A 12,413-nucleotide genomic window follows, 5' to 3' on the forward strand; every position below is an offset into this window, starting at 1 on the left:
TGCTATATCCTTTTTTAAGTCTGCACCAGCAACTTCATACTCTGTTCCATCTATTGTTATTTTTAATGTTGCATCTTTACCAGTTAAATCCGCACCTGCTATCGTTTTTCCTGTTACTGTTGCTGCTGTTGCTTCTTTTGCTTCTTTTGCCTCAGAACCTCCTTTAGCTCCTTCAGCTGCTTTACCTTCTGTAACAGTTTTGAATGTACCTTCCATTTCTGCTTTTTTAGTACCTGTTACTTCTAATTTTAATGCTGTATCACTTTCTTGTCCTTCTTTTTGAGTTAATGTAAATTTATCACCATCAACTTCAACTGTATACTTATCTTTTAATTTGTCGTTAGCTTCTATTGCTGCTTTTAATCCAGCTGCATCTTTAAACTCTCCACCAGCTGCATTATCACCAGCTTTTTTCGTAAAAGTTTCTCCATCAATTACCACTGTATCATCATTTGTAAGTGTTGAAAGCGTAAATTCAAATTTACCAGCTACAGCTTTAGATGCTTCTCCTTCTCCTGCTCCTTCAACGTTTCCACCATTAAGTACTTTTTGCTTATTGAACTCAGTAGTGTTAGCTATTCTGTTTATTTCAGAAGTTAATTGATTGATTTCGTTTTGGATTTGATCTCTATCCTCTCCTGTATATGTATCATTTCCTGCTTGTACTGCAAGTTCTCTCATTCTCTGAAGTATAGAGTGAGTTTCATTTAAAGCTCCCTCTGCAGTTTGAATTAAAGAGATACCATCTTGAGAGTTTCTTGAAGCTTGGTCAAGCCCTCTTATTTGTCCTCTCATCTTTTCACTTATTGCAAGTCCTGCTGCGTCATCTCCAGCTCTATTTATTCTTAGTCCTGAAGATAACTTCTCCATTGACTTTCCTGATGCTACAGTGTTTGAAGTCATCATTCTGTGTGCATTTAATGCATTCATATTGTGGTTAATTATCATAATATATTACCTCCTTGAGTTTTTATATGGGCTTCCTTTCCCATAAATTTATTTATATCAAGCCTTTTTCAGCTTAATAGCTACGTAAAAAAAGAGGAGTTAACGAACTAGATTTAATCATCCTGATTATCTCCAGTTCATTAACTCCTCCATGAGTTTCTAAATATTTAATTAAACTACAGTTTCTGTCTCTTTCTCCCAAACTTCGCCTCTCATTATCTTCATCTCTCTTGGAGCATCTATAGCAAGTCTTAGCTGTCCACTCTCACTCTTTATAACCTTTACCTTTATCTTCTCATCAATTACTATGTACTCTCCTGGCTTCCTTCCTAGTACTAACATTTTAGGTTCCCTCCTTATGTAATGTGTAAATAAAAATGGACGATTAACAAGCTTATCTATTCTCTTCATCCTGAAGAGTTAAATAAACCTATTAATCGTCCATGATTATATTTATGTATTCAGTTATTATTTTTTACAATTAATATATCGTCCCTTGTTATTAATACTTTATAGTTTTTTTTAAATTTTTTTAGAATTTTTTAATTCATATAAAACTTAATAGTATACCAAAAATAGATGGCATTATAATGTTAGTCAGTGATTTAAATATTTACAACACTGGCGGTATTATAATGTCATCTATTTTGCGATTAAAATTCTATTAAATATGTAAGTTTACTTCTTATATACAGCTTCCCAAATTTCTCCTCGTATTACCTTCATATTTCTGGGTACATCTATACCGAGTCTTAGCTGCCCATTTTCACTTCTTATAACTTTCACCTTGATACTTCCATCAATTACTATGTATTCCTCTGGTTTCCTACCTAATACTAACATTTTAATTCCTCCTTGAATTTTAGGTACAAGGCCGGTTGCACTATTAACTCCATATAGCTCAAGTGCCCAAGTACAAGCTATATTTCCTCGTTTCCTTTCTAATTTTATATATTATAGCATAATATTACATAAATGTATATTAAAATTCGTCTACTCGCTAACGCGGTGACTCATATCTCCAACAATCCTTACAGGCTCTGTTGCTCAAAAATAGTTTCAAGTATAGCTCTTTCATCAATGTTATCCACAAAACAAAAATAATATTATTTTCTTAAATATAAAAAAAAGCCAGAGATAAATATCTCTGACTATGGTTAAAACTATCTTAATAATTGAAGTACACCTTGTGGTGCTTGCTTAGCTTGAGCAAGCATAGCTTGAGAAGCTTGTTGTAATATATTGTTCTTAGAGAATGCTAACATTTCCTTAGCCATATCAACATCTCTAATTCTTGACTCTGCTGATGTTAAGTTCTCAGAAGATGTATTCAAGTTGTTAATAGTGTGCTCTAATCTGTTTTGAGCAGCTCCTAGCTTTGAACGCTGAGATGAAACCTGCTTAATAGCCTCATCTAAAGTAGATGTTAGTGCATCAGCTTCAGTAGAATCTGTAATAACATTGCTCGCAGCCTTAGCTGTAACTAAAGCACTTAATTTAGAACCACCACTACCAAGTGTAGTATCATCAAACTTGTCAAAATTAACAGACATTTTTTCATCAGCTGTTCCATTAGCACCTATTGCAAACTGTGCAGAAGCATTAGCTCCAGTTGTTATAGTTAGAGTATCAAGGTCAGCTGCAACATTTGCATTAGTCTTACCTGCTGCCCCTGTCATTTCTATAGTAATTCCTAAATCATCAAAAGTTAGTGTAGTAGTACCATCTGCACCAATAGTAGCTTCACCTGTTACTGTCTGAGCTACCGAGTCAGAAGATCTAGTTAATGTAATCTTTCCTCCAGTTGCATCTGATAATGTATAAGTGTCACTCGCTAGTGCTCCAGATACATCTATCTTTGATATTGTTGCATTAGCACCAGTAGTCAAATCCTTACCTACTACAGCAGTACCACCTGATTGTGTTGTTGATAAAGAACCGTTAAGTAGTTTTTTACCATTGAACTCCGTTGTTTTAGAAATTCTATTCATCTCTGACGTTAAATCCTTTAACTCTTGTCCAATTGCTTCTCTGTCTTGTGCTTCTAAAGTATCATTTGAACCTTGTACTGATAATTCTCTCATTCTTTGAAGTATAGACTCAGTTTCTTGTAATGCTCCCTCAGCTGTTTGAATCATTGATATACCATCTTGTGCATTTCTTGATGCTTGATCTAATCCTCTTATTTGGCTTCTCATCTTTTCAGAAATAGAAAGACCTGCTGCATCGTCTCCTGCTCTGTTAATTCTTAATCCTGAAGAAAGCTTCTCCATTGATTTTGATGATGCTATTTGGTTAGACCCCATCATTCTGTGTGCATTAATTGCTGACATATTGTGATTAATTATCATAATAAATTCCTCCCTGAATTTTATTAGAGCGTCCATGCTCATTTTTTATTTGTTGCAATATATATATCGCAATTAGACATTAATACTTTATAGTTTTTTTTATTTTTTCATTAAATTTTTCAAGGTATTTATATCCATTTTTGCTATTGCTTCTTTATTCTCATTAACTACAGCTTCCTTGACTTCCTTTCTAAGTATCTCAACCTCCTTAGGTGCATCTATTCCAATTTTCACCTTTCCTTCTGATATTCCAATTACTTTTATTTCTATATTTTCATTTATTATAATACTCTCATCCATTTTTCTTCCAAGTATGAGCATCCTACTCACCTACCTTTTCAAATATCATATATCTTAGAGGATATCTTTCATCTAGTATTAATTGCTTTCCTCTTTTATTTTTATTATTAATAACTATCGGAGCTTGAAGATTAGTTCTCATATTCTTTATATTATTATCTGGGATTGTAACCATTGTATATATTTCTACATCCTGATGATCTTGTATTTCCAACTTCTTTATAGTATTATCAGGTATTTTAATTTCATACTCTTTATTGACTAAAAATGGATTTATTATAGGAAAAGTTATATCCTCCTCAATACCTTGAAGCCAATCTATAATCATATCCTCCTGCTTTATAATCACGAATTTATCTAGATATTCAAACCCAGGAAGCCCATCCTCAAAATATATAACCTCACTATCATCTATATTAATTTCACCAAAATAATTAGTATTAACCTTCACTCAAATCACCTCTTATATTTTTTAAATTATATTTATTCGAAATCTAATCTATCATTATTAAGTATAAAGATAAGAATTTAACATTATAACTAAAAATGATTTTTATTCAAATGTTAGCTACTTTTTGTTAATATTTTTCAATAAAACTTAGATTGTGCTGTTAAAATATCCGTTAAGAAACTTCTTTGTCTGACCAGAGGGAGTTCAAGAAGTTTTAGGATATTTTATAAAGCAGAATCTATAGTTTTATAAAAATATTGACTAAGTAGCGGTATTTTAATAAAAACCATTTTTCGCTTAACCACTAAACTCTATACTAATAATCCCCAAACACTATCAATAGCATTTAGGGATTATTTATTCTATCTTACAAAGTCCACAAGTGTAGGCTGTATAATTTTTGCTCCTATATTAAGAGAAGCCTGATATATACTCTGTATTGTCATAAATTCCATAGATACCTTTGCCATATCTGTATCCTCTGTTTCTGACAATAGTTTTTTAAAGTTTACATCAGTTTGCTCTATTCTATTTTTTATCGTTTCTGCTGTATTAGTTTTGGCTCCTATTTCACCCTTTAACATAGATACATTATCTCTGTGCCCATCTATTTCATCTAGAATTTTAGATATTTTTTCAGTATCTCCAGATTCAAGATGATTTATAAGGTCATTCATTGTATCCATAATAGTTTTGTCACCTATTCCATCATCATCAGTGTCAAAAACTGCTCCAAATACTCTATCCCCTGTAATATTTATTTCTAAATCGGCAGATACTCCTACTTGATATTTTATTTTTTCACTACTTTCAGATATATTTAATTTTTCAAGACCTAATTGATCCCTAAGCTCCTTAACATCTAGCTTTAGAGCAAATTTTTGATCATCCTTCATATCGTCATTCTCAATTACTAGCTTATTATTATCTATATTTGCTTTAAAATAATCATTATTATCAGAAAGTCTTATACCTATACTTTCTAAGTTATTAGAACCATCGTTAAATTTTAATTCATGTGCCTTAAATAAAATATCCTTACCACCTGCTAAATCTAATTCTTTTCCGCTATTAGCAGTTATAATTATTTTTTTGCTGTCTGTAGGATGTATTACTACTGTAGCATTTCCTGCTCCAAATTCTTTGTCTAATTTTGATTGTATTATATCTTTACTAGAAGCATCTAACTCTTTATCAAAAGTTATAGTAACACTTTCTTCTGTTAGTTTATTATCTCCCTTTTTAGTAGGATCTAACGGAGAACTTACTTGAACACTTTCTACCCCTTTAGTTCCCATAGATGAATTTAGTTTGTTTTGTAATTCCTCCTGAATTTCTTCCATATTAGAATAAGTTTTAGCCTCTAGTTCAACCTTATATTTACCTGTATACTTAACGCCATCTTCATCTTTAAGACCTGCTATATCCATCTCAAATGTATTGTTTGGACTTTTTATCTCTAATGGGAATTTTAGATTTTCTGTTTTAATATGCTTATTCATATTCATATTATAAATTCCATTTTCACTCATATACGGTTTGTCCGTTTTATATCCTGAATATATATGCCTTCCAACATAAGTATCATTAGATATTTTTATTATTTCTTCTTTAAGCTGATCAACCTCAGCTTTAATCTTTAAAGTATCTTTCTTTGTTAAAACTCCATTTGATGCTTGTGATGTAAGTTCTCTTACTCTAAGTAAAACAGAATTTAATTCATTAAGAGAGGTTTCTGTTTTTTCTAAAACTGAATTAACATCATTTATATTCTTCTTAAATTGTTCATTTTCTGATATATCAGTACTTATTTTAAGACTTCTAGCTACTAAAATAGGATTATCCGAAGGTCTGTGTATTTTTTTACCTGTAGAATAATCATCATATAAGCTATTCATTTTATTTAAATTTCTATTCATATTCATCATCATTCTGTTTACCATCATAGAATTAGTAATTCTCATAATAAACTACCCCCTTACATACCTACTCTTCCCATTCTATTAATTATAACGTCTATCATCTCATCAACTGCTGTTATCATTCTTGCAGAAGCATTGTATGCATGTTGAAATTTAATCATATTAGACATTTCCTCATCTATAGATACTCCCGATATTGATTGTCTTGTATTATCTATTTGGTTAACAAGAACACTTTGATTATCACGCATTCTTTTGGCTTCTTGTGATTCTACCCCAAGATTTGAAACTAATGATGTAACAAAATCGTCAGGAGATCCCCAAGTAAACATACTATCATCATGTCTTAGATTTGACATAGCCTTTATATTTGAGTTATCTCCAGAAATACCTTCTCCATTATCATCATGCTTCTTAGCAACTGCTATATAGTCAACATCCTTTTCTATTTTAGACGATATCTGTATGTCTTTTGCCGATAATTTTTCTACTTCATACCAGTTACCCTCATCATCTGCTGCTAAGGTATATCCTTCATATGTTTCTTCCCATTCTTTTATTGCTTCACTTTCTGTTTTTCCTGCTTCTTTTTGTTTTTGTATATAATCTTTTATAGAGTTTGCTGCTATTGGTGAGTTTGATCCATTTACCACTCCAGATGTTGATAATCCTATAGAATCTTCTACACTTGTCTTAGATGCTGCATCTGTTCCATTTATAGTTATCTCAATACTAGATGCAGCTCCTAGTACTTTTGATTTTATAGATATTTTACCATCTACTATATTTATATCTGCTTTATCTTTTAAATTTCCTGATGCTGGTGCAACTGCCACAGCGTCATTAAGAATTTTTTTAAGATCATCTTCATTCTTAGTACCATCTAAGGATTTTAAATTTGCATTACTAATTTTATATTGTACTCCATCTACAGTTACAGTAATAGAAGTATCAGCATTAATTGAGCTTAAATTATTTTTTAAATCTATTGATTTTCCTGATATTTCAGCAGGTTTTCTCATACTAGGATCATGTATTTCATTGAGTCCTAATTTTTTATTCACTGTAAACTTGGTTGAATCAGTTGTATCCTTTGATATATCTCTATCTTTAAAGAATAAATTACCCGTTCCAGCAGAGTCTAGTCCATATCCTGCAAAATGTTGAACATCAAGTTCTGCTGTAAATCTATTTACAAATTCATCTAATTTTTTAATGTAATAAGGTATCCCTTTAGCTCCATCTACATCATTAAGGTTATCTCTCATATCTATTTGAGCCTTTAGAGTACCCTTTATATTATTAGTATTTATCGGAGAGCCTGATTCAAACATAATATCTCTTATATCAAATTCTATTCCAAGCTCATCTTTATGTTTATGAGATTTCTTTTGCATAATTATAGTATCTACCTTGTTATGGGATACTAATGGCTGTCCATTTATAGCTATTACCATTTTTTTAGAAAGATTCTCATTTCCTTGGCTAACCTCATCTATTTCCACATCTACAAGCTTAGATAAATCATCAAGCAAAACATTTCTTTGATCTCTTAAATCATTTGCATTAGATCCACCCATTTCAGCTTGATATATCTGTTCATTAAGTTTTGATATATCTCTTGCGTATCCATTTATCTGATTAACTGTAGATTCTATAGATGAATCAGTATCCTTTAACATTTTTTCAAATTGAGAATGCATTTGTCTTATTGAATTAGTAAATGCAATTGCTCTTTCTCTAACCACCGTTCTAACCGATACCGAAGAGGAATTCTTAGATAACTCTTCAAAAGAACTAAAAAATTCATTCATAACCTCTGTTATTCCACTATCTCCTGGCTCATTCATTATAGCCTCTATTTCTTCAAGAGAGCTCCTTCTATAATCCCATTGTCCATAAGATGTAACTTCTCCTCTAAATTTTACATCCAAGAATTCATTTCTTATTTGAGTAACACTTTTTGAGTCAACCCCTGTTCCTATCATTCCCGATCCATTTGGAGCACTTAATGGATTACTCGATACTAGCTCTATTCTTTGTCTACTATATCCACGAGTATTTGCATTTGCTATATTATGACTTACTGTATTTAATGATTTTTGAGCTGCAAACAATCCTGATTTAGCTATATTTAATCCAAAAAAACTAGACATAATTGCACCTTCCTTTTAATACTTTGTATCGAAAAAATTATTACCTTTATTTTTTTTCTCACTTGCAGATTTCCCATATGTTTTTGGTTCTGCTCTTGATGTTAAAAGATTTATATTAAGATCTAAATATTCAAGTGTAATATTTAAGAGATTATTATTAAGATTATTATTGTTTTGAAGAGCTTTTAGAACTTCTTTAAGTTCTTTTGCTAATAAATCTATTTCTTTACTTTTTTCTTCATTAACACTGTTAATAACTTCCTTTATATTAGTTATATTCGGTATATCAAGCTCTTTTTGTATGCCGAGAATGATTCCCGCTCTCAATTTTTCAAGCTCTATTATTCTTTTAATATGATTTTGCTCTTGTATCATTAAGCTAGACATTTCTTTTGATTTATTATTTATTATAAAGTCCTTTTTTTGAATAGATATTTCTAATAGCATTTTATTAATATTACGCTCTTCATTTAATACTTCTATAAATGAATCTACAGATTTCATATTAATCTCTCCAATTCAAATCTTATTTTACAATAGACTTTGCTAATTTATGCTTATCTATTGTATAAGTTCCATTATCAATTCTTATTTTTATATCATTTACCTTATCTTCTCTTATATCTTCAGTATTTTTTAATGCTTCTATTGCAAATTGATAATCTTTTCCTGCTTGAGATATTTCTATTTTGTCTTCTTTTAAAGAAACTTTATTTACATTTTGAGATTTATTAGTTTTATATGCTTTCATAACCTTATGTATATTGCTAATGCCATTTATCTTCATAAAAAACACCCCTTATTAATCTTTTATGTTACTATTATCGACTAAAAGGAGTGTTTTCTTTACATAAATTTTTATTATTTATTTTGTGTATGATATTTTGCTTTAGGTCCTTTGCTATCTTGAAGTGATTTTGCAGCTTGGGCAAGTTCTTTTTTTATTTCTGCTTTGCAAACTTCACAATATTTACCTGTCTTTATGCTCTTGTTACATCTTTCACATGAAAGTATAGCATTCTCGTCCTCAACTATCTCTATTCTTTCTTGTTTTAGAAATTTTATTATTAATGCTTCATATACTCCTGTTTGATTTGCAACCTCTTGAACTGATGAACCTGGATTATCATATAAATAAGCTCTTACTTTTTTAAACTCAGCACTATCATCAATCTTACATTTTGAACAATATACTTCTCCATTGTGACTTCCAAACATTCTACCACATTCTTTACAATTTATAAGTTCCATCTAATATTCCTCCTTGTTAATATATATTTTTACCTGTTGCAAATGATATTGCATATATTTTACTCGGCTCAAGTTTTATCAAATTCCTAGATATTTCATTAACTGTAGCACCTGTTGTAAATATATCATCGACTATTAATAAATTTTTTTTATATATTTTATTGTTATTTTGGGTTAAAGTAAATACATTTTTCATTTTTTTTAATCTTTCTTCTCTAGAAAGCTGTGATAAAAATGGTGTGTTTTCATTTCTAACTACTATATCTAATACTTCTTTTTTTCTAATTTTTGATATTTGCTTAGCTATAAGAAGTGCTTGATTATACCCTCTTTTTTTAAGCCTTTTCTTATGGAGTGGTACAGGTATAATATAATCAAAATCTATATTTTCATATTTTAACTTATCATTCATAATCTCAGCAATATTATATGATAGATAAGTTTTTAATCCATATTTAAATGAATATATAAGTTTATGAATATTATCATAGTACTCAACACATGATAATGCTCTTGTAAAAGTGTATTCCTTAGTTTCACAATTTAAACATATATCTTTTTTATAAAAATCTGTTAGAGGCTTTCCACATTTTGAGCATCCTTTTTTTATAAATTTTAATTTATTAAAACAATCTTTGCAAAGAGAGTACGAGTTATTTTTTGATATTGGATTTTTACATAATATACATTTTATATTTCTAGGGTATATATAATCTATAAAATCATTTATCATTCTAATAATCCTTCCTCTTTAAATCTTGAAAGCTTAATATTCAGATTTGAGTATCTATCATATATTTTGTTGTTTTTAACCATATAGTCTAAGTATTTAATATCCCCAACTAAGACTACTAATTTTTTAGCTCTTGTAACAGCTGTATATAATAGGTTTCTAGTTAAAAGCATAGGAGGTGCCCATGTTATAGGCATTATTATTACAGGAAATTCACTTCCCTGACTTTTATGTATAGTAGTACAAAAGCTATGATTTATTTCATCTAGTTCATTATAATCATATTGTGCAATTTTATATTCATCAAACAATATATATACTATTTTTTCTTCTTTATCTATATGATATATATACCCTATATCTCCATTATATACTCCTTCACCATCTTTTGTCTCATCTTCATTTTTCCATTTCTTCGTATAATTATTTTTTATTTGCATAACTTTATCGCCTACTCTAAACGTCCTTTTTTGAAATTTTTCTTCTACCTTAAATTTATCATTTGGGTTAAGAACATCTTGAAGGCACAAATTCAAATTAAATACTCCAGTATCTCCCTTTCTCATGGGAGATAGTATTTGTATGTCTTTTAGATTGTCTATTTTGTAATACTCAGGAAGTCTTTTATGTACTAGATTCACTATTTCTTTTAATATATCTTCTTTTTCATATTTTGAAATAAAGTAAAAATCCTTGCCCTTAGCGTTAAGTTCTAATTTTTCACCCTTATTTATTTTATGAGCATTAACTACTATCATGCTTTCTTTTGCTTGTCTAAATATTTCATTAAGCTTTACAACTTCTATTATATTAGAGTCTATTATATCCTTTAATACATTTCCCGCTCCAACAGATGGAAGCTGGTCAGAGTCCCCTACTAATATAACTCTAGTTCCTGGCTTTATAGCTTTAAGAAGATTATACATTAACAAAATATCTACCATAGATACCTCATCTATTATAATCACATCAGCATCTAACTGATCATCCTCCCCCTTCATAAATACTAGTTCTTCATCTTCTGATGAATATCCCATCTCAAGTAATCTATGTATAGTCTTAGATTCTCTTTTAGTTGTTTCACTCATTCTCTTTGCAGCTCTTCCAGTTGGTGCTGCTAAGTATATATTCATTTTTAGCTTTTCAAATATCTTTATTATAGTATTTATTGTAGTGGTCTTTCCAGTTCCAGGCCCTCCAGTTACTACTAAAACTCCTTTTTGTACAGCTTTAGTTACTGCCTCTTTTTGATTTTTTGCAAGAGTTATATCATCTTCTTTTTGTACTGAGGATATTTCTTTATTTATATCTAGTTTTAAATCATCAAATTCATATTGAGAAAGCTCTATTAATTTTTTACAAACTCCATTTTCAGATATATAATATGGAATTAAGTATATATTATCTTCTAAAGGGCCCTTCTCTATTTGAATTTTTTGGTCAAGTGCTAATTTAAATACAATGTCTCTTATATATTCATCCTCTATTTCAAGTAATTTAGAAGCTTCCTTTATAAGCTTACTCTTAGGTAAGTAGGTATGTCCTTCACTTAAGCTCTGAGTTAGTGTATATATTATTCCTTGTGCTATTCTATCCTTTGAGTAAGGATCTATTCCCATCTTTCTTGCTATATTATCAGCTAGTTTAAAGCCTATCCCTCTTATATCTTCTGCTAGTTTATATGGGTTTGTCTCTACTATTTGAATAGATTTATTTTTATATTTTTTATATATTTTAAGGCAGTAGTTAGGAGTTATTCCGTACTTTGACAGATTTATTATTAAATTTCTTAGTTCTCTATTATCTTGAAAGCTTTTACCTATTGTCTCAGCCTTTTTCTTCCCTATTCCGTCCACCTTAGTTAATTTTTCGGGATTCATTTGTATTATATCTAGAGTATTAAGTCCAAATACCTCTACTATTTTTCTGGCCATTTTAGGACCTATACCCTTTATCATTCCAGATGATAAATATATATATATTCCTTCCTCAGATTCAGGTGTGCAAGGAATAAATGAACTTACTTCAAACTGTGGACCATACATTTTATGATTTATCCATCTTCCATCAACTTCAATAGTCTCTCCAAGCGTTATAGTTGGCATACAGCCTACTATAGTAACTTCATCATTTGAGTGTTCAAGGGCGGCTACTGTATATCCATTATCATCGTTTTTAAATACAATCTCAACGACCATTCCCTTTATTTTTTCCATAGTATCTTCTCCTAAATAGTTATAATACTACTATTATATCAAAAACTAGCTTTACTTTATAATGTTATCCATTAATTTCATATAT

13 protein-coding genes and 1 riboswitch are annotated in these 12,413 nt (G+C 29.9%); all 13 genes read right to left on the minus strand.

All coding sequences use genetic code 11. The annotated features are described in order from the left end of the window. Positions 1–948: flagellin N-terminal helical domain-containing protein (locus N4A48_RS09910; protein ID WP_293665753.1), on the minus strand; the 948-nt coding region annotated here is incomplete at its 3' end. A 171-nt stretch (positions 949–1,119) separates the two neighbouring features. Beyond that, positions 1,120–1,290, minus strand: coding sequence for a carbon storage regulator (locus N4A48_RS09915; protein WP_293665754.1), 171 nt, complete (start codon positions 1,288–1,290; stop codon positions 1,120–1,122). 336 nt (positions 1,291–1,626) lie between these two features. Then, on the minus strand, positions 1,627–1,791 hold the full coding sequence (locus N4A48_RS09920; RefSeq protein ID WP_293665755.1) for a carbon storage regulator: 165 nt from the start codon (positions 1,789–1,791) through the stop codon (positions 1,627–1,629). Positions 1,792–1,811: 20 nt separating this feature from the next. Next, a riboswitch (cyclic di-GMP riboswitch) is annotated at positions 1,812–1,895 on the minus strand. A 216-nt stretch (positions 1,896–2,111) separates the two neighbouring features. Continuing rightward, a complete protein-coding gene (locus N4A48_RS09925) occupies positions 2,112–3,299 on the minus strand; it encodes a flagellin N-terminal helical domain-containing protein (RefSeq protein ID WP_293665756.1) in 1,188 nt (395 codons plus the stop codon). 99 nt (positions 3,300–3,398) lie between these two features. After that, positions 3,399–3,620: a carbon storage regulator CsrA gene (csrA, locus tag N4A48_RS09930; RefSeq protein ID WP_293665757.1), complete on the minus strand. Its 222-nt coding sequence runs from the start codon at positions 3,618–3,620 to the stop codon at positions 3,399–3,401. Position 3,621: 1 nt separating this feature from the next. Next, positions 3,622–4,050 (minus strand): flagellar assembly protein FliW, encoded by a 429-nt coding sequence (fliW, locus tag N4A48_RS09935; protein WP_293665758.1) that lies wholly within the window; start codon positions 4,048–4,050, stop codon positions 3,622–3,624. A 362-nt stretch (positions 4,051–4,412) separates the two neighbouring features. Beyond that, a complete protein-coding gene (flgL, locus tag N4A48_RS09940; protein ID WP_293665759.1) occupies positions 4,413–6,014 on the minus strand; it encodes a flagellar hook-associated protein FlgL in 1,602 nt (533 codons plus the stop codon). A 14-nt stretch (positions 6,015–6,028) separates the two neighbouring features. Beyond that, positions 6,029–8,128, minus strand: coding sequence for a flagellar hook-associated protein FlgK (gene flgK / locus N4A48_RS09945; RefSeq protein WP_293665760.1), 2,100 nt, complete (start codon positions 8,126–8,128; stop codon positions 6,029–6,031). Between the two features lie 15 nt (positions 8,129–8,143). Further along, on the minus strand, positions 8,144–8,632 hold the full coding sequence (gene flgN, locus N4A48_RS09950; RefSeq protein WP_293665761.1) for a flagellar export chaperone FlgN: 489 nt from the start codon (positions 8,630–8,632) through the stop codon (positions 8,144–8,146). Between the two features lie 22 nt (positions 8,633–8,654). After that, positions 8,655–8,915 carry a flagellar biosynthesis anti-sigma factor FlgM gene (gene flgM, locus N4A48_RS09955; protein ID WP_293665762.1) on the minus strand — a complete coding sequence of 87 codons (261 nt, stop codon included), beginning with the start codon at positions 8,913–8,915 and terminating at the stop codon, positions 8,655–8,657. Between the two features lie 74 nt (positions 8,916–8,989). Continuing rightward, positions 8,990–9,379 carry a flagellar protein gene (locus tag N4A48_RS09960; RefSeq protein ID WP_293665763.1) on the minus strand — a complete coding sequence of 130 codons (390 nt, stop codon included), beginning with the start codon at positions 9,377–9,379 and terminating at the stop codon, positions 8,990–8,992. 16 nt (positions 9,380–9,395) lie between these two features. Further along, a complete protein-coding gene (locus N4A48_RS09965; protein WP_293665764.1) occupies positions 9,396–10,112 on the minus strand; it encodes a ComF family protein in 717 nt (238 codons plus the stop codon). Next, positions 10,109–12,328 carry an SF1B family DNA helicase RecD2 gene (gene recD2 / locus N4A48_RS09970; RefSeq protein WP_293665765.1) on the minus strand — a complete coding sequence of 740 codons (2,220 nt, stop codon included), beginning with the start codon at positions 12,326–12,328 and terminating at the stop codon, positions 10,109–10,111. The genes N4A48_RS09965 and recD2 overlap by 4 nt, the downstream gene beginning before the upstream one ends. Positions 12,329–12,413: the final 85 nt, after the last annotated feature.

It is taken from the genome of Tepidibacter sp. (assembly GCF_025210165.1).
GTDB lineage: Bacteria > Bacillota > Clostridia > Peptostreptococcales > Peptostreptococcaceae > Tepidibacter_A.